The organism is Streptomyces sp. NPDC043952, from assembly GCF_056435325.1.
In genome coordinates this window covers 43,395-61,798 of sequence record NZ_JBWKES010000005.1, presented here as the reverse complement: position 1 = coordinate 61,798, position 18,404 = coordinate 43,395, and the positions used below count along the sequence as shown (strand labels likewise).

At 73.8% G+C, this 18,404-nt stretch carries 14 protein-coding genes; 2 read left to right on the top strand and 12 right to left on the bottom strand.

Going from position 1 to position 18,404, the window contains the following annotated elements:
• Position 1: 1 nt before the first annotated feature.
• The 3 genes from AC069R_RS07510 to AC069R_RS07500 are packed head-to-tail and all read right to left on the bottom strand — an operon-like array spanning position 2 to position 5,642.
• The gene (locus AC069R_RS07510) at positions 2 to 730 is read right to left on the bottom strand and encodes a thioesterase II family protein (RefSeq protein ID WP_478765363.1); all 729 of its coding nucleotides are present in this window, start codon (positions 728 to 730) and stop codon (positions 2 to 4) included.
• A gap of 2 nt (positions 731 to 732) precedes the next feature.
• Positions 733 to 2,373, bottom strand: coding sequence for a GMC family oxidoreductase (locus tag AC069R_RS07505; protein WP_478765361.1), 1,641 nt, complete (start codon positions 2,371 to 2,373; stop codon positions 733 to 735).
• Positions 2,370 to 5,642, bottom strand: coding sequence for a non-ribosomal peptide synthetase (locus tag AC069R_RS07500; protein ID WP_478765359.1), 3,273 nt, complete (start codon positions 5,640 to 5,642; stop codon positions 2,370 to 2,372). The genes AC069R_RS07505 and AC069R_RS07500 overlap by 4 nt, the downstream gene beginning before the upstream one ends.
• A 219-nt stretch (positions 5,643 to 5,861) precedes the next feature.
• Between AC069R_RS07500 and AC069R_RS07495 the strand changes: the two genes are divergently transcribed.
• Positions 5,862 to 6,452 (top strand): flavoprotein, encoded by a 591-nt coding sequence (locus AC069R_RS07495; RefSeq protein ID WP_478765357.1) that lies wholly within the window; start codon positions 5,862 to 5,864, stop codon positions 6,450 to 6,452.
• 106 nt (positions 6,453 to 6,558) lie between these two features.
• Here the strand turns inward: AC069R_RS07495 and AC069R_RS07490 are convergent, their stop codons facing one another.
• The 9 genes from AC069R_RS07490 to AC069R_RS07450 form a co-directional block, all read right to left on the bottom strand.
• Entirely contained in the window at positions 6,559 to 6,966 is a 408-nt protein-coding gene (locus AC069R_RS07490; protein ID WP_397983486.1) for a RidA family protein, read from the bottom strand.
• Positions 6,967 to 7,121: 155 nt separating this feature from the next.
• Positions 7,122 to 8,579: an NAD(P)/FAD-dependent oxidoreductase gene (locus AC069R_RS07485; RefSeq protein ID WP_478765355.1), complete on the bottom strand. Its 1,458-nt coding sequence runs from the start codon at positions 8,577 to 8,579 to the stop codon at positions 7,122 to 7,124.
• Positions 8,580 to 8,709: 130 nt separating this feature from the next.
• Positions 8,710 to 9,459, bottom strand: a complete 750-nt coding sequence (locus AC069R_RS07480) for a methyltransferase (protein WP_478765353.1) — start codon at positions 9,457 to 9,459, stop codon at positions 8,710 to 8,712.
• Positions 9,460 to 9,592: 133 nt separating this feature from the next.
• Positions 9,593 to 10,819 carry a Cmx/CmrA family chloramphenicol efflux MFS transporter gene (locus AC069R_RS07475; protein ID WP_478765352.1) on the bottom strand — a complete coding sequence of 409 codons (1,227 nt, stop codon included), beginning with the start codon at positions 10,817 to 10,819 and terminating at the stop codon, positions 9,593 to 9,595.
• Positions 10,820 to 11,120: 301 nt separating this feature from the next.
• Positions 11,121 to 11,585, bottom strand: coding sequence for a group II truncated hemoglobin (locus AC069R_RS07470; RefSeq protein WP_478765350.1), 465 nt, complete (start codon positions 11,583 to 11,585; stop codon positions 11,121 to 11,123).
• Positions 11,586 to 11,637: 52 nt separating this feature from the next.
• Complete coding sequence (locus AC069R_RS07465; RefSeq protein WP_478765348.1) at positions 11,638 to 12,474, bottom strand: AfsR/SARP family transcriptional regulator; 837 nt, start codon at positions 12,472 to 12,474, stop codon at positions 11,638 to 11,640.
• Between the two features lie 379 nt (positions 12,475 to 12,853).
• On the bottom strand, positions 12,854 to 13,759 hold the full coding sequence (locus AC069R_RS07460) for a class I SAM-dependent methyltransferase (protein WP_397983492.1): 906 nt from the start codon (positions 13,757 to 13,759) through the stop codon (positions 12,854 to 12,856).
• Between the two features lie 89 nt (positions 13,760 to 13,848).
• Complete coding sequence (locus tag AC069R_RS07455) at positions 13,849 to 14,595, bottom strand: thioesterase II family protein (protein WP_478765346.1); 747 nt, start codon at positions 14,593 to 14,595, stop codon at positions 13,849 to 13,851.
• A 3-nt stretch (positions 14,596 to 14,598) separates the two neighbouring features.
• On the bottom strand, positions 14,599 to 15,072 hold the full coding sequence (locus AC069R_RS07450) for a hypothetical protein (protein ID WP_478765344.1): 474 nt from the start codon (positions 15,070 to 15,072) through the stop codon (positions 14,599 to 14,601).
• A gap of 483 nt (positions 15,073 to 15,555) precedes the next feature.
• On the opposite strand from AC069R_RS07450, the gene AC069R_RS07445 reads away from it, so the two are divergent.
• Complete coding sequence (locus AC069R_RS07445; protein WP_478765343.1) at positions 15,556 to 18,396, top strand: BREX system ATP-binding domain-containing protein; 2,841 nt, start codon at positions 15,556 to 15,558, stop codon at positions 18,394 to 18,396.
• The last annotated feature ends 8 nt before the right edge of the window (positions 18,397 to 18,404 follow it).

The following is an 18,404-nucleotide window of genomic DNA, read 5'->3' as shown; positions in this document are numbered from 1 at the left end:
GTCACCTCTCCCCCGCGCCGGTGTGCTCGGCGATGGTCGTCAGGGTCTGTTTAGGGTTCTGTACGGCCGCGAAGTGGCCGCCGTCGATCTCCTCCCGGCGGACCGGGGCCGTGCTGTGCGCGGACCACGCCCAGACCTTCTCCGGCGGGGCGTACACGTCCTCGCGGGCGGCGATCAGGGTGAGCGGGAAGTCCACCCGCAGGCCGGCCGCCTCCCGCGCGAACTCGGCCCGTACGACGTCGTCCTCGCGCAGCATCCGCAGCAGGATGCGGCTCATCGTGGGGTCGGCCAGCACCGCGGGCGGGGTGCCTCCGTCGGCGGCGGTCCGGGCGAGCAGTTCCTCGTCACGGACCCCGGCGAGGAGTTCTCCGGGCCGCTGGAGCGGGGGCGGTACCGCTCCCGACAGTACGGCGCGTTCCGGTGCGGTGCCCACCTGGCGGGTCACGGCGGCGGCGACCGCCAGGCTGGTCGTGGCGCCGAAGCTGTGCCCGAAGGTCGCCCAGCGCATGCCGGGGGTGCGGGCCCGCTCGGCCAGCAGGTCGGCGACCACCTGCTCGGCCATGGCCCGGACCAGGGCGTCGAAGCCCCCGGCGCGGCGCTCGCGGCGGCGCGTGCCACGGCCCGGAGCGTCCACGCCCCGGACGCACAGGTGCGAGCCGGCGTGCTGCTGCCAGCCGCGGTAGACGAGCGAGGTCGCACCGGCGTGCGGAAAGCAGTAGAGCAGTAGCACGCTCACTCCTTCGTGCTCCGGGCCAGTTTCTCGGCCAGCATCAGGGTGGTCAGGTTGGTGGGCGCGCTGGGAATGGCCGGGAAGAGGGAGGCGTCGGCGATGCGCAGCTGTTCGGTGCCGTGCACCCGGCCGTCCTGATCGGCGACGGCCCAGGGGTCGGTGGCGGGCCCCATCCGGCAGGAACCGGCCGCGTGCCAGCCGGGGTTCATGATGTGGCGCACGCCGCTGCGCACCACGCCGTCGGATGCGATCATCCGGTCGCTCCAGAACTGGGTCTGCACCAGCCGGCCGGACAGTCCGGGCGAGCGCAGGATGTCCCAGGCCCGGCGTACGCCGTGGCAGAGCCGGTCCACGTCCTCCGGGTCGCTGCCGAGGCCCAGTTCGATGACGGGCGCGGCCGCGGGGTCGGCACTGTCGAGGAAGACCCGGCCGCGGGAGCGCGGGCGCAGCAGCATCACCGAGGTGCCCACGACCAGCGGCCAGCCGAGGCGGTCCACGAAGCCGGGGATGGTGTGGCTCTCCACGTTGTTGAGCAGCCCCACCTGGATGTCGGTGTCCTCGTCGAAGCCGCTGCTCATCCGGGCCGCGACCTGCCGCCAGGGCAGGCCGGGCGTGCACACCCCGTCGGCCGGCCGGGACCAGATGACGACCGAGGGGTGGTCCACGAGGCCGCGGCCCACGCCGGGCAGGTCGGCGACGGGGGTGATGCCGAGCGCGCGCAGCAGGGCCGCGGCGCCGACGCCGGAGCGCTGGAGGATGACGGGGGTGCCGATGGCGCCGGCGCTGAGCACGACGTGCCGGGCGCGGACGATGTCGCGCCGGCCGTCGCTCTCCGTCTCGACGCCGACGGCCCGGTTCTTCTCGAACAGCACCCGGATGACCCGGATGCCGGTGCGCAGGCGCAGGTCGGGCAGGTTGCGGGCGCCGGAGAGGAACGCGGTGGCGGCGTCCACGCGTTCGCCGTCGACGGTGTTGCCGGGGATCGCGCCGACCCCGGCCTCGGCGCCCGCGTTGAGGTCCGGCAGGGTGGCGACGCCCCGCCGGTTGCACTCCGCCCAGAACTCCGCGTCCAGTTCGTGCACCTGCTCGCGGGGGGTGCGGCGGACGGGCAGCGGGCCGCTGTCGCCGTGCAGCGGGCCGGGGAAGTCGGCGTCGTCCTCGATGTCCTTGTAGAACGGCAGCACCTGCTCCCAGGACCAGTCGGGGTTGCCGTGCGCGGCCCAGGCGGCGAAGTCGCGGGGCAGACCGCGCAGGGCGATGGCGCCGTTGACGGCGGAGCCGCCGCCGACGACCTTGCCGAGCTGGTACGGGAAGCGTTCCCACAGGGCGCGGGCCCCGGCCCGGCCGGTGCCGGGGCCGGCGGCCGGGCCGGGCGCGCGGACCAGGTCCTCCAGGCGGCTGCTGGTGCGCAGGTTGGCCCGGTAGTCCCAGTTGTAGCCGGCGAGCACGAGCCGGCCGGCGTCGGCCAGCGGATGGGCGCGGTCGCGGGGGCGCGGCTGATCGGGGCCCGCCTCCAGCAGCAGCACGCTCCCGGAGCCGCGGGCGGCGAGCCGGGCGGCGGTGACGGCGCCGGCCGAGCCCGCGCCGACGATCACGTACTCCCACACGCGAGGCTCCGCGGCATGCGCACGGGTGCCGCTCACGCGGTCACCTCCTCGTAGGAAGCGATCAGTTCGGCGAACGAGGCGATGGAGGCGTTCATGAACAGGGCTTCGACCATCTCCTGCTCCGCCTCGGCGCCCATGCCGAACTCGGCGCGCAGCAGCGCGAGCAGACCGACGGCGTGCAGGGAGTCGCCGCCGATGTCGAAGAAGCCCTCTTCCACGCCGAAGTCGCCATGGCCGAGTTGCCGCGACCACAGGGCGAACAGCCGCTCCTCCCGCCGGCCGCGGGGTGCGGTGCGGCCGGTCCCGGTCTCGGCGTCGTCGTTCCACGGCATGGGCAGCGCCTTGTGGTCGATCTTGCCGTTGGCGGTCAGGGGCAGGGTGTCCAGGGTGAGGAAGCGGCTGGGCACCATGTAGCCGGGCAGCAGGGCGGTCAGCGCCTCGCGCAGCGCGGCCGGGTCCGGGTCGGCGCCGGTCTCGGGCACCACGTACGCGGCGATCTGCCGCTGGCCGGTGCGGGCGTGGGCGGGCGCGGTGACCAGCGCGGTGCGCACGCCCGGCTGGCGCAGGAGGGCGGCCTCGATCTCGCCCAGCTCGACCCGGTAGCCGTTGATCTTCACCTGGAAGTCCTCGCGGCCCAGGATCTCGATGTCGCCGCCGGGCAGGTAGCGGCCGAGGTCGCCGGTGCGGTAGACGCGTTCCCCGGTGACAGGGTGGACGCCGAAGCGTTCGGCGGTGCGCTCGGGGTCGCCCAGGTACCCCTGGGCCACACCGGTGCCCCCGATGTAGATCTCGCCGGTGACGCCGACGGGCGACGGCTCCAGCCACTGGTTGAGGACATGCATGGTCTGGTTGGCGATGGGCTTGCCGTAGGGGATGCTCGACCACTCGGCCCGCACGGTCTCGATGGGGTGGTGGATCGACCAGATCGAGCCCTCGGTCGCGCCGCCCAGGCTGATCACGCGCATCGCGGGGATCTTCTCCCGGATGCGGCCGGGCAGGTCGACGGGTATCCAGTCGCCGCTGAGCAGGGCGAGGCGCAGGCGGCAGCCGCGCGGGGCGCCGCCGTCGCCGAGCGAGTCGATCCACATGCGCATCGGGGCGGGCACGCTGTTCCAGATGGTCACGCCGTAGCGGCCGAGCAACTGGGTCCAGTGCGCGATGTCGTTCGCGCGGGCCGGGTCGGGGACGACGACGGTGCCGCCGGCGCCGAGGACGCCGAAGAGGTCGTACACCGACAGGTCGAAGCCGGTGGGGGCGAGGGCCAGTACCCGGTCGTCGGGGCCGACGCCGAAGCGGCGGTTGATGTCCTGCACGGTGTTGGCGGCGCCGCGGTGGCTGATCATCACGCCCTTGGGTTCGCCGGTGGAGCCCGAGGTGAAGATCACGTACGCCAGGTCGTCCGGGCTCCGGCGCCGCGCGGGCCGCTCCGTGGGGCACTCCAGGGTGGCCGCGTCCTGCGGGGTCAGCACCGTCACGCCCGCCGGCCAGCGCAGCGACTCGCGCAGGTCCGGCTCGGTGATCACGGCGCGCACCGAACATCGGGCCAGCAGCCGCAGCCGCCGTTCCTCGGGCAGCTCCGGGTCGATGGCCACGTAGGCGGCGCCGGCGTGCAGCACGCCGAGCAGCGCGGAGTACTGGGCGGCGCCCGGTCGCATGGAGACGGCGACGATCTCGCCGGGTGCGGTGGCGGGGCCGGTGAGCAGGCGGTGGGCGAGGCGGTGGGCGTCGTCGGTGAGCCGGCGGTACGTGGTCTCGGTGCCAGGGGTGAGGACGGCGATGGCGTCGGGGCTGCGCCGGGCCGCGTCGGCGACCAGTTCGTGCAGCAGAGCCGGCGGGATGTCCGCGGCGGTGGCGTTGGCCAGCCTGCGCTCCTCGGCCTGCGCGGCCGGCAGCGGTACGAGTCCCCGCGTGGTGTTCCAGGCGGACGGGTCGTCCGTGAGCCGGTGCAGCAGCGTCAGGTACGCCTCGAACATGTCCTCCAGGGTGCCCTCGGGGAACAGGCCCTCGACGGCGTTGAAGTTGACGCTGAGGCGGCCGTCGAGTTCGAGGATCTGGTTCTCCAGCCAGACCTGGGGGGTGCGGCTGTGGTCGTGGACCAGTTCCCCGAAGGACTCCAGGGACCCGGCTCCGGGGGTCTTCCCGTCGCCGAGGGTGCTGGAGAAGACCACCGGCATGGAGGCACGGCCGTCGTCCCGGCGCCGGGCCAGTTCGCGCAGCACCCGGATGCCGCCGTGCGTGGCGTGTGCGAGGTCGTCGAGGAGCCGCTCCTGGAGGTCGGCGGCCCGGCGCGCGAAGGTCTCCTCGGGGCGTCCGCCGACGGCGAGCAGCCCCGGCGACAGGAAGTCGCCCAGGATCTCGTCGACCCGCGGGTGCACCGGCAGCCGGTGGAACTGGGTCACGGTCAGGGTGAATTCCTGCCGCCGCGACCAGGTCCGCAGCACCTCCGCGTACGCGGCGAGCAGCACGGCCGAGGGGGCGAGCCCGTGCTCGCCGGCCGCCGCCCGCAGCGCCGCCCACCGCTTTGGGGCGAGCGTGGCGCGGTGTCGTACGAACCGGGGGGTGCCCAGTTGTTCGGGGGCGGTGGCCAGCGGCAGTTCGGGGGCCGGGGGGAGGGTGTCCAGGCGCTCGGTCCAGTACGCGGCGGCGGCCTGGCCGGTGCCGGACTCGCGCAGTTCCTCCTGGGCCAGCACGTAGTCGCGGAACGACAGTTCCAGCGGCCGCGGGCGCAGGCCGGGGTCGTCGTAGTGGCGGCGCCACTCCGCCAGCAGCCGGAAGAGGCTGGGCATGTCGAGGAACAGCAGGTCGACGGCGAGGTGCAGCCGCACTCGGCCGCCGTCCAGGAGCGTGGCCCGGACGTCGAGCTGCGGCGCCCGGTCGGCGGGGAGCACCTGGCCGGTCAACTCGGCGCGGACGCGCTCCAGTTCGGCGCGCTGTTCGCCCTCCGGGCGGCCGCGCAGGTCCGTGGTGCGCACGAGGTGCGGCGCCGGTTCGGACGCGGGGAGGACGCGCTGGGTCCGGTCGGGGCCGGCGACGGTGCGCAGCGCGTCGTGCCGGGCGACGACCTTGTGCAGGGCCTCGGTCAGCCGGTCCGCGTCGAGACCGGGACAGTCGAACTCCAGGTAGTACTGGCTGGAGATGCCGCCGAGTTCCAGGCCGCCCAGCCGGCCGATCAGATAAGCCTGCTGGATGTCGGTGAGCGGGAAGGGTTCGTGGCGCTGTTCCGGCCGCGGCTTGAGTTCCGGCGTGTCCCGGTCCGGACCGCGGTGGCCGGTCCGGGTACGCAGTTCCGCGAAGAGATCCTCCATCGGTGTCCGCCCCTTTTCGTCGGTTGCCTGATCGGCTTCGAATGCGTGGCGAAGGGGACGTTAGGCAACGGCCGCATTCGGTCTCAATACGGTGCCACCGTAGGGACGGCCGAAGGATTTGGCCGGTGCTGGACCGCCGCTGGACCCGCGCCGGATTCTCCCCGGCATGTGCGTGCACGCCATTGACCGGGGGCGGGACGGCGGCGACATCATCGGGGCATGGAAATCCAATACTCCCCGGCGGCAACCGGGAAACGCATACTCGTCGGGGCCACCGGCTCGATTGCGGTGACCGGGCTTCCCGCGTATATCCAGGCGATGCGCCGGCACATCGAGGGCAGTACGTTCACGGTACTGCTGACCCACACCGCGGCCTCCTTCGTGTCCCCCGAGAGTCTCGCCCTGTTCGCCGAGCGGGTGGTGAGCGGGGAGTCCCCGGCGCACTGGCCGACGGACAAGCCGTCACGGCTCGCCGCACAGCACGATGTGCTGGCCGTGCTGCCGGCCACCGCCCACACCCTGGCCTCGGCGGCGGTCGGCGCGGCGCCGAACCGGCTGTTGACCGTGGCGCTCTCGGTGGACTGCCCCGTCGTCTACTTCCCGGTGATGGGCGCGAAGATGTGGCGCAAGCCGGCGGTGCGGCGCAACATCGCGCAGCTGCGGGAGGACGGCGCGCTCGTCAACGAGCCGGAGTGGCACGACGGTTACGACCCGGCCACCGGAACCGCGAGCCACCATCCGGGGCTGCCGTCGCCGGAGTCGGTGGCGAAGGTGATCGGGGATCTCCTGGTGACCGGCCGGCCCTGCTGATACGCCTGGTGCCCCGCCCCCCGTTTCCGGGGCGCGGGGCACCAGGCGTTTCGTACGGCGGCCGGGCGGGACGGGCGGGTGGCCCCGGCGTCCCGCCCGGCGGCGGTCAGGAGACGATGGCCGTGGCCTCGATCTCGATGAGGAAGTCGGGTTCGGCGAGGGTGGCGACGCCGACGAGGGTGGTGGGCCGGACGACGTCGACGCCCAGCTTGGCGGCGGCCCGCTCGGCGCCCGCGCCGACCTGCTCCCACTTGGGCAGCGACCAGTCCACGACGTACATGGTCAGGCGGAGCACATCGTCGAAGGTGGCGCCGGCCGCGGCCAGTCCGGTGGCGATGTTGAGGTAGACCTGCTCGGTCTGGGCCGCGAGGTCGCCCATGCCCACCGGCTTGCCGTCGGCGGTGCGCGGGGTCTGGCCGCTGAGGAACACCACCCGGCTGCCGGTGCCCACGGCCAGTTGCCGCCAGCCGTAGGGCTCGGGGAGGCCGGGCGGGTCGATCGCCTCGACTGCCATTGCGTTGTCCTTTCTCGACGGCCGTGCGGGCGGGTGAGGGGAACCGGTCCGCCCGCACGGCGGTTCAGGGTCCGGGGTGCGGGATCAGGCGCGCGGGTGTCAAGGGGTGAGGCGTCAAGGGGTGAGGGGTCGGGGGCCGGGCCGCCCGTGGTGGGTCAGCTGTACTCGCGGCAGGTGGCGTAGTACTTGCGCAGGACGCTGACCAGCTCCGGGTCGAAGCGGGACGCGAAAAGCAGCTCGGCGGGCGGGGTGAACTCGGGGTCGAGTCCGTTCGCCCAGGCGAGGGTGCCGGGCCGCAGGTCCATCTCGATCCACTGGTGCCACTCGACGGGGATCGTCCAGTCCTGCTCGTAGCCGATGCCCATCTGGTGGTCGATGAGGACGTCCACGATCTCCTCGCGGGTCCCGGTCCGCAGCGGCTGCCGTACGGGGGCGAACCGCGCCACATCCGGCCGCGTCTCCTCCCCGAGGACGCGCGCCGCGAAGTCCTGGGCCAGCAGCGGGGACAGGTGCAGGCCGTCCCGGTAGGTGCCGGTCATGACCGACAGGCCGCGCATGCCGCCGTCGCCGAGCAGGGGGAAACCGTCCATGGACACCGGGCGGTTGCCGACCTGCACCTTGGTGACATCGCTGTTCCACAGGTTGCGGCGGACCTGGCGGTGGGCGCACTGGAGGAGGAAGACCAGGTCGCGCATCTCGGCGGTGTCACGGGGGTCGGCCGAGATGACGTTGGTGGCGCCGACGTAGACATGCCCGTCGCCGCGCGGGACGACGTGCAGGCCGCAGGCGAAGGAGCGGTTCGGTGTGCGGACGACGCTGTCGGGGGTGCTGCCGTCCACGGTCCTGATCAGGGCGGACACCCCGTAGCCGCTGACCAGGCGGGGGATGCGGGGGCCGACGGGCAGACCGTCCAGGAGTTCCTGGGTGCGGGCTCCGGCGGCCAGCGTGACATGGCCGGCGGCGATCCGCCGGCCGTCGGCCAGCACGACCCCGGTGACCTGGTCGCCCCGGTACTCGACGCGGGCGGCGAACTCGGGTACGAGGGTGCCGCCGGCCTGGACGACGGCCGCCTCCAGGCGCTCCAGGAGGGCGGCGGAGTCGACCGCGTGCTCGCCGGGTATGTGGAAGGCCCTCAGCGGGCGGGAGATCGGCTCGGCGTCCACCCAGTCGAGGTCGGCGGGCTCGACGTCCTCGAACGGCTCGGAGTAGCGGGTGAGTTCGGCGCGGATGGCGCGGTAGTTGGCGTCGTCGATCTCGGCGGTGCCGATGGTGTTGAGGACGACGGTGGTGCCCTGCGCGGTCTGGACGGGGGCACCCTCGGTCCGCTCCTCCAGCTCCGCCAGCCACTGCGGCCACAGGGCGCGGGCCGCGATGCCGAGTTCCAGCTTGGCCCGGCCGTGCTCGCTGGCCAACAGGGAGGTGGTGACCTCGCCGAAACAGCCGAGCATGGCGCCGGCCGCGGTGGAGCCGGCCCAGGGGCGGCCCGGCCGGCCGAGCACGGCGACCCGTTGTCCGCGGCGGGCGAGGACCCAGGCGAGCGACAGACCGAGGACTCCGTTGCCGGCGATGGCCACGTCGAAACTGCCGCCGTCTGCCTTTCCGTTGGCGTTCATCACATTCCAATCTTCCAGGGCGCTGTCGTATCGCCCGGATCGAGACGAAGCGAATCGATTACGTCGGAACTGAACTGATGGTGCGGTCGGGTTTCGCGCCGGGTTCTCCTCCCGGCTGGGCGGTGCGCGGTCAGCGGCGCAGGAATTCGTACATCGTGAAGTCCATGTCCACCATTCCGCGTTCGTCGGTGTGGGCCTTCACCGCCGGGGAATCAGGGAAATCCGCGGCCTGGAGTCCGACGGTTTCGCTGCGGTACCGGTGGCCCTCGAATCCGGCGTCGGCGGCGGCCCGCAGCATTTTCCGCGGGTTGCCCATCGCCTCGCTGGTGCCGAGATAGACGCGCCCCCCGGCGGAGAGGTGGGGGACCACGTCCCGGAAGAACCGGCGCACCAGCTCGTAGCCGGGGTCGAAGACCGCCCGCTCGATCCGGCCGCCGCAGGCGCGGTCCTCGGGCGCCTCGATGAACGGGGTGTTCCAGAAGACGAGGTCCAGCACCTCGGCCGGGTCCAGGGCGTCGAACAGGTCGCTGTGCAGGGCCGTCACCCGGTCGGACACGCCGTGCCGCGCGGCGTTGCGGCGGGTGTTCTCCACCGCAGCCGGGTTGACGTCCAGCGCCAGTACCCGCTCGGCGCCCTGCTGTGCGGCGAGCACCGCGGCGACCCCGGCGCCGCAGCCCATCTCCAGGAAGCGGCCGCCCTTCTCGTACGGCACCCAGGAGGCGAACAGGCCGGGGCCCGGATCAGTGAACGGCGGGAACACCTCGGGCAGCAGTTCCCAGTCCCGGTCCAGCAGCGAGAACTCCGTCCGCGCCGGGCGGTCCGGGTCCTGGATCTGCGACACGACCCAGGTGCCGAGTTCGTATCCGAGTTCGTTGTCCATGCGGACCTCCTTGGGAAGAGCCGTGGCGCAGCGCGTCGCGGACGTGCTGCGCCACTGCTCTCGACGGTGGGATGTGCGGGACGGACGCGGGACCGCCGGGCCCCGGACGGCGACGGGTCGGCCGCCGGGTGGATCAGCCGTCGGCCGGCGGGGAGTCGCCGGTGCGGCCGCGGGCCATGGTCCGGTCGGCCAGGACGACCGGGACGGTGAGGACGGCCAGCCCGGCGCCGAGCCAGGGGATGGCCGTCAGTCCGGCGCCGGCGCCCAGTGCCACGCCGGCGAGGAGCGGCACCAGGCTGATGCCGAGCTGGAACATGGAGACGGCGGTGGCGCCGGCGAGGGTGGGCGCCCCGGCCGCGACCGTGAACACCCGTCCGTAGATGGCCGGGTTGAGCACGAACCCCGCGACGCCGAGGATCAGCACCAGCGGCACGACGGCCACCGTGTGGTGGGCGAACAGCGCGAGCAGCACGGAGGCGACCAGAATGCCGGCCGCGCCGATCAGCAGCGCGTGATGGGGGCGCCCGTCGGAGATCCGGCCGCCGATGGACAGCCCGACGAAGGCACCGACACCGAACAGGACGAGGACCGCGGGCACCCACACCGAGTGGATGCCGGTGATGTCGGTGAGGAAGGCCGCGAGGTAGTTGTACGAGATCATGTAGGCGGCGGTGCTCAGCAGGGTCGCGGCGTACACCACCCACAGCTGCGGCTGCTTCATGGTGCGCAGTTCCCGCGGCACGCTGGGCTCCTGCGCGGCGCGGGTGGCGGGCACGGCGGCGACCGTGGAGAGCGCGCCGGCCGCGGTGAGGGCGACGACCGCCCAGAAGCCGCCCTGCCAGGAGGTGAAGTGGCTCAGCAGCGCCCCGGCCGGGCCGCCGGCCACCATCGCCACGCTGAGCCCGCTGACCACCACGCCCGAGGCGCGGGCGGTGCGGTCGGGGGTGACGAGACTGATCGCGGTGACCGCGGCGACCGCCCAGAACCCCGCGTAGGCGAGACCGCACAGGAAGCGGGTGATCAGCAGCACCGTGAAGTTGTCGCTGACCAGGCCGATCGCCACCAGGACGGCGAAGAGGGCCTGTGAGACCACCAGGGTGGTGCGGCGCGGCCAGCGCAGGGTCAGGACGGCCAGCGGCGGTCCGCCGAGCACCACGCCGATGGCGAACGCCGAGATCAGCGCGCCCGCCTCGGACAGGGAGATGCCGAGGTCGTCGGCGATGTCCGGCAGCACACCGGCGAGCAGGAACTCGGCGCTGCCCATGGCGAACAGGCTGAACGCGAGAAGGTAGACCCCGAGCGGAAGCCGGGCGGTGGCCTTGCCGTCGGCCGCCCGGAGCTGTTCGGTCTGGGCGCTCATCGGGGGCCACCCCCGGTCTGCTCGGGACCGGTCGGCGCGGTGTCGCGGCGCGCCGGCCCAGTGGTCATACGCATGGGCGAACTCCTTGTTCGGGTTGTCCGGGCAGGCGGATCGGGGCGCATGGCGCGGTGCCACGGGCGAGGGGAGCCACGGCCGCGTGCTGAGCCGTGCCCCGGCGATCCGCGTGTTCGTGGTGATCACCACTGGTGCCCATGCTGGGACCGGGCGTGGCCGGCGGACAACATTTGTTGCCGATACCGGGACGCCGCCGGACGGCCGGTCGGTCGTCGCCGGCGGCCGGTCAGTCGTCGCCGGGTACGGCCTCGCCCCAGCCCCACTTCTTGATGGTGGTACGGCGGCCGGGTCCGGCACCCGGCTGGGAGTTGGCCATGGCGCGACGCGAGCCGAACTCGATGTAGCCGATGAACGCCGAGCGGAACTCCGCGTCCTGCGGCAGTCCCACCACGTCCATGGCCTCCCTCATCAGTTCCACCCAGCGCTCCCGCTGGGCGGGCTGGATGTCCCGGTTGCGGTGCCGGGACACCATGTGCCGGTAGCCGCCGTGGTGGCGGGTGTAGTCCGCCGGACCACCGAGCACCTCGCCGAGGAAGGTGGCGACGTGCTGGGGATGGTCGTCCGACATCCGGGCGAAGATCGGGGCGAGCAGTTCGTCCTTGCGGACGCGGGAGTAGAACTCCTCGGTGAGCCGGCTCAGCGCCTCGGCGCCGCCGATCCACTCGTAGAGGGTGGGGACCTGGTCGGTCACGATGTCGCCTTCCGCTGGTCGGGGTCTTCCGTGGGGGTGGGTGGCGCGCCGGTCAGGCCGCGTACAGGTCGAAGGTCGGCGTCGGCCTGCCGCCCTGGGCGAGGACGTCCAGCCGGGGATCGACCGCGAGGATCGCCTCGTGCAGCCGCTGGAGCCGCGGCGAGGGCTCCAGGCCCAGTTCGTCCACCAGCCGGCGGCGCAGGGCGCGGTAGAGCTCCAGTGCCGAGGACTGCCGTCCCGAGCGGTAGAACGCGACCATGGCCTGCGCGTGCAGCCGTTCATTCTTGGGGTGACGGATCGTCAGTTCCACCAGATCGGGGATGAGTTCGCTGTGCCGGCCGAGCCGGAGTCCGGCGTCGACGCAGCGTTCGGTCGCGAGCAGCCGGGCCTCTTCGAGGCGGGCCGCCTGGACGCGCAGCGCCTCACCGGTGGGCACGTCGACCAGGGCCGGGCCCCGCCAGAGTGCCAGCGCCTCGCGCAGCAGCCGTGCGGTCCGCTCCCCCTCGCCGTCCGCGAAGGCGGCGTGGCCCGCCCGCGCCGCCCGCTGGAACGCGAAGGCGTCGACGTCCTCCTCCGCGATCCGCAGCAGGTAGCTCCCGTGCCCGGTGGCCAGCAGTCGCCGGGCGCGCTGCGGACCGTCCGGCCGGCCCGGTCCGCCGAGCGCGGCGGCCAGGGCGCGGCGCAGCCGCAGGATGTACGTCTGGACGGTGCTGTGCGCGGTGCGCGGCGGCCGGGAGCCCCACAGCTCCTCGATGAGGCCGCTCACCGGCACCGGCCGCCCCGGATGGAGGGCGAGGAGCGCCAGGATCTGCCGCTCCTTTCCCGCCGCCGGGGTGACCGCGGTTCCGTCGGCCACTGCGTGCAGGGGGCCCAAAACCTGAATCTTCACGAGTCCTCCGTAACGTCACCGTGAAGTGCCCGGTTTCAGCAATTGCGTGTGGCGGTGGCCACGGAAGGAACCTAGGAGTGCGGGGCCGGGGGCCTCAATACGGTGGCACCGTAGGGATGACCGAAGAATCTGGGCCGTACCGCACGCGGGCATACCGATGTCCCCTCGGGGGGCCGGGCGGTCCGCGGAGGGGATTTCCGGAAAAGGGCGACGGACGCGCCGGGGAAGGTGTTACCGGAATCCGGGCATGCCGAAGGGCGCGTTCTCCTTCCGCGCGCGAGAGGGAAAGAGAACGCGCTCCCCGCCGAATACGGCACCTGGTGAATGGCACCGGCTCATCCGGCGGCGGCCGGGGTCGGGGCGGCGGCCGGTGGGTCGTTCAGGTGCGGCGGCCCGTGCACAGGCGGGCGGTGTGCACGGTGACCGCCGTGAGGTAGAAGGCGTCGGGCCGCCACAGGATGCCGGTGCAGGCGTCGCCGTCCACGAGCTGTTCCACGGTCAGCCGGTCGGCGAGGTCCAGCCGGTCGCCGATCTCGGCGAGCAGCCGGGTCAGCCGGGCGCGCAGGTATCCGCGTGCGGCCGGCCCCAGCGGGGCGGGGAAGTCGATCAGGAAGGTGCGGGTACCGGCGGGCACGAGCCCGGCCGCGGCCAGCAGGCGCGGCCAGTCCTCGACCACGGACGTCGCGCCGGACAGCCGGGCCCGCCGCTCCGCGAAACGGTCCTCCAGCGCCGCGTCCAGCCGCGCCTGCACACCGGGCCGGCCGATGCCTATGTCACGGGGCAGGAAGCGGGGGGCGAGGCCGCGTTCGCAGATGGCGAGCAGCCCGCCGGGGCGCAGGGCGGACGCCAGGCTGGTCACCGCCGCCTGCTGGTCGCCCAGGTGGCGGCAGACGTTGCCGGTCCAGATCAGGTCGGCCGGACCCAGTGCGCCGAACTCCTCGGGCCGTTCGGCCCGCCGGGTGCTCAGCCGGCCGGTCAGCCCGAGTTCCGCGGCCCTGGCCCTGGCCCGGACCAGTTGCGACGGCGACCGGTCCACGGCGACGACCTGCGCCCGCGGGAAGACGCGGGCCAGTTCGCAGGAGGCCGCTCCCGGTCCGCTGCCCACGTCCAGCACCCGGCGGACCGCCGACACCCGGTCCGCGGGCACGAGCAGGTCCCGCAGCCAGCCGGCCGCCTCCGCCAGGAAGCCGGAGCACAGTTCCGCCTCCAGCTCCGCCTCCGTCTCCGGTTCCGGCCCGGCGGCGAGGGCATCGCCGCCGACATCCTCGGTGTGGTGTGTGGTCATACGGTCACCTCCGGCGGCCAGCATGAGCATGTCGGGCGGGCCGGGCAAATGTTGTTGCCGTTTCCGGAACCGCGGCGGGCACCGGCCGGTCAGCGGAGTGCCGCGAGCCCGGCCCGCCGCACCGCCTCCGGCCGCAGCAGGTCACGGGGGAAGGTGTCCAGCAGTTCCCAGCCGGCCGTGAGCGGGAAGTAGTGCCCGCCGGGGAAGGTGTGCGTGCGCAGCGAACCGCGGGTGCACCGGTGCCACCCGGCCGGGCCGGCGGCGACGCTGCGGTCGTCCCGCCCGGTCATGACGGTGACGGGGCAGTGCACGACATGGCGCGGATCGCGCCGGTACGACTCCAGGACGGCACGGTCCGCGCGCAGCGCGGCGAGCACCCGGCCCGCCCGCCGGGGGTCGTGGGCGCCCGGCGGTATCCGGCCGCACTCGCCGAGCCGGCGCAGCATCTCCGCGTCCGGCAGCCCGCCGACCGGCCGCTCGGGCGCCGGACGGTGCGGCGGGTGCGGCAGCCCGGCGCCCGAGACGTAGAGCCGTTCGGCCACGGCGTCGTGGTCCCATTCCAGGCGGGCGGCGATCTCGTACGCGAGGAGCGCGCCGACGCCGTGCCCGTACAGCGCGAACGGCCGGTCGCGCATGCGGACCACGTACGGCAGGACCTCGGCCAGCAGCTGCTCCATCCGGGAGCGGGGGCGGGTGCGCGGATGGCGCCCGCGGCCGGGCAGTTCCACGGGGGTGACGACCACCGAGGGGCCGAGCGCCTCGCGCCAGGGCAGGTAGACGCCTGCCGACACGCCCTCGAAGGGCAGGCAGAACAGGCGCACCGAGCAGTCGCTCATCCGTCACTCACCGGCCCGCAGGGGCGCGGCGGCACTCCGTGTCCCGAGCCGCGGTACGGGCCGCGGGGTGCCGCCGCGCAGCAGTACGCCGTACTCGTCGGCGGCCTCGGCCAGCAGGCGCAGCGCGGTCCCGCGGTCCAGCAGCCCGCGGGCGTACCGCCAGGCGAAGGTCCAGGAAGCGTCGGTGCGCCGGATGAGGCTGGCGCGCATCGACGGCCCCTCGTCACGGGCGAGTCCGGTGGCGGCCTCCTCGGACAACTGCTCGGCGAGCCGCGCCTCCTGCACGGCGGGGCGGGTGGCCCGCCAGTCCACGACGCGGAGCGGGAACCGGGAGCCGGGCAGGGCCCCGCGCAGCACCGGCGAGGCCGCCAGCACGGACTGCCAGGCCTGCTCGTAGACGTACGGCAGGATGCCGGTCAGGGAGAGGACGAACTGCTCGGTACGACCGCCGCCGAGCTGCTGACTGATCGCGGACACGTGGGCACCGCTCCTTCCACCGGGTTTCCGCCAACAGGACGGAGGAATGGGACGGGACGCGCGGTGGCCGCTTTCCGTCGGTGGATCACCGGTCACCGGCTCTGAGCCGTGCCGACCGTACTCGTGCGGTACCCGAGGACATCAATACGGTGAGACCGAAGCACTGGCCGAAGAAACACGCTCCGGAATCTACCGGGCAACTGGCTGTACAAATGCGACGGGTACTCGTGCTAGCGTCGGAGGCGTCAGCGGTGTACGCCGTTTCACCGGTGTCCAGGGGGAGCCGTGGGGGGATTATCGGACGCACTTCCCGTGCCCTTTGGCGAAATCCTTCCTACGATGGCCGGGACCGGTCCGTCATGACCGGAAAAGGTGCCTGAAGGCGCTGATTCCGGCCTGTTTCACGAACTCCGGCTTTTGAGCCCCCATTCCGTTTCCTCGTCACCCAGGTCATGCACTGTTCAGGCAGGAGGTGTGGGCCCGGTGCCCCGGGAACTGTTCGGCAAGAGCGAAGAAGCGAAGATCATCGTCGAGTTGCTCGACTCCGCCAGGACCGGCACGGGAGCGGCCGCGCTGGTGGAAGGGATCATCGGGACCGGCAAGACCACGCTCCTGCGCTGGGCCGAGACGTACGCCCGTGAGCAGGGCATGGCCATGCTGTCCGCCACCGCGTCCCCGGCCGAGCAGCGCTTTCCCCTGGGCGTCGTGCACCAGCTCCTCGGGGCGCTGCCCGAGACCTCGGGCATGTGGGAGCGGGCCTTCGCGCGGTGCGGCGCGTCCGACAGCGCCGCGGACCCGGCCGGCCCCGGCTACCCGCTGCTCGCGGAGCTGTGCGCCTGTCTGGGCCGGGCCGCCCGGCGCACCCCGATCCTGCTGACGGTCGACTGCGTCCAGTACGCCGACCTCCAGTCCCTGCTGTGGCTGGGGTTCCTGACCCGCCGTCTGGAGAACCTGCCGGTGGCCCTGCTCGCCACGAAGCGCTGCGGTGAACCGGCGTGCGACCAGCATCTGCTGGTCGAGTTCATGGAGGGGGTCCGTCCCGACCGGCACATCCATCTGCACGACCTCAGCCCCAGCGCCGCCTTCGATCTCGCCGCCGCGCTCTGCGGCCACGGCCAGGAATCCGTGGGCGCCCTGATCGCGGAGAGCGGCGGCAACCCGTATCTGCTGACCGAGCAGATACGCACCGTTCCCGCGCTCTCCGCCGCCCCGCGCCGCCCCACCGCGGACCAGCATCCGCCCGGCCACCCGCCGGCAGACCCGCCGGAGCAGCGGACGCGGCTGGAGGCGGTGAAGGAGCGCATCCTGTGCCTGCTGCGGCGACTCGACCCGCACGGCGTGCAGGTCGCCCGCGCGGCCAGCATCCTGGGCGCGCCGATGGACGCGGCCCTGCTCGGCGCCCTGTGCGGCATACCCACGGAGCACGCCTGCCGATGTCTGGGCAGGCTGACCGAGTCGGGGCTGCTGCACCCGCACGACCTGAGGTTCCGCCACCCCCTGCTCGCCCAACTGCTCTACCAGGACATCCCGTGTGCCGAGCGCGGCGAGCTGCACCGGCTCGCCGCGCATTGTCTTCGGCTGCGCGGCGCGCCCGGCGAGGACATCGCCACCCATCTGCTGCGCTCGCACCGCCTGGACGAGCCCTGGATGACCCGGCTGCTGCTGGACAGCGCCCGCGGCATGGCCGGCGCCGACCCGGCGGGCGCCCGGCGGCTGATCGAGAAGGCCGTCCTGCACGGACTGCCGCCGGAACTGGCCGCGCGCGCCGAGGACTTGCGCGTCCAGGTGCTCACCCGGCTCGATCTGCCCGCGGCCGCGGGCGCGCTGGTGACACGCGCCACCGCCGCCGGGCCCGCCGAGCGCGGCCGGCAGGCGCTGGAACTCGCCCACATCCTGCTGCGTCTCGACGAACTCCCGCGCGCCCGCCTTGTGCTGGAGGACGCCCAACGGGAGATCGGCGGCGGCGATCCGGCGGTGACCGCGCGGCTGCGCCGGGGGCTCACCCATATCCGGCTGCTCGACGGGAGCTACCGGCCCGGCGAGGGGGTCGAGACCCGGCTGGAGCGGGTGCTGCTGCTCCGTACCGCGCGCGGCGACTCGGCGCCCGCGGTACGGCGGATCGCCCAGCGCGTCCTGTCCGTGCCGCGCGCCCCGTACGGCTCCCCCACCTGGTACCACGCGCTGCTCGCCCTGCTGTGGGCGGGCGAGGTGGACGACGCCCGGCAGGGGGTGGACACCGAGGTGCGGCTCGCGCGCGCCGAGGGCGATGTGCCCCGCGGCGCCGAAGCGCTGGCCGTGCGCGGCCTGGTGCAGTTGCACCGCGGGCATCTGGCCGAGGCCGGGGACGACTCCCGCGAGGCACTGGAGCTGCTGTCCCGGATCGGCGCCGACGGGTACCACACCGGGGCGCTCGCCCGCAGTGTGCTCATCGAGGTGGCCCTGGAGAAGGACGACATCGCCGGGGCCGGCGCCCTCCTCGACGAGGCACCGCCGCTGCCCGAGGACCGGCCGGTGACCTGGTGGCGGCTGCATCTGCTGCACAGCACCGGGCGGGCGCTGGGGCGGCTCGGCGAGGCCCGGCGCGGGCTCGACCTGATCGCCCGGTGCGCGGCGGAGCTCGAACGCCGAGGGGTGGTCAACCCGGCGGTCCTGCCCTGGCGTTCGTCCCGGTCCGCGCTTCTGCTGGCCCTCGGCGACGCGGCGGGGGCCCGCCGTACCGCCCGCGAGGAGGCGGAGCTGGCCGGTCGCTGGGGGGCGCCCTTCGCGCTGGGCCGGGCACTGGTCGCCCGGGCCGCGGCGGGCTCGGGGCGGGAGGCGCTCCAGCTCGCCGGCCGGGCCGTGGAACTCCTCGAACCCGCCCAGGCGCCGCTGCTGTTCGCGCACGCCCTGTCCGCGGCGGGCACCGCCCACCGGCGCGCCGGCAACACGGGACGCGCCCGCGAGCTGCTGCACCGCGCCAACGAGGTCGGCATCTCGCTGGGCGCCGAGGGCCTGGTCGCGGCGGTGCAGCGGGAGTTGCGGGGCGCGGGCGGCCGGCCGGACCCGCGCAAGGACTCCACGGAGTCGCTGCTGACGCCCACCGAACGGCAGGTCGCCGAGCTGGCCTCACGCGGGCTGAGCAATCGCGGCATCGCACAGCTGCTGAAGGTGAGCCTGCGCAATGTCGAGTCCCATCTCACCCATGCCTACCGCAAGTTGCGGATCAGCGGGCGGCACGAACTGACCAAGTTCTTTCCGCCGGACGAGGAGCCCGCCCCGGCCCCGGTACGTCTGCGCCCGCACCGGGCCACGCTCACCCCGCTGCCGCGCTTGCGGACGGGCTGACGCGGGGG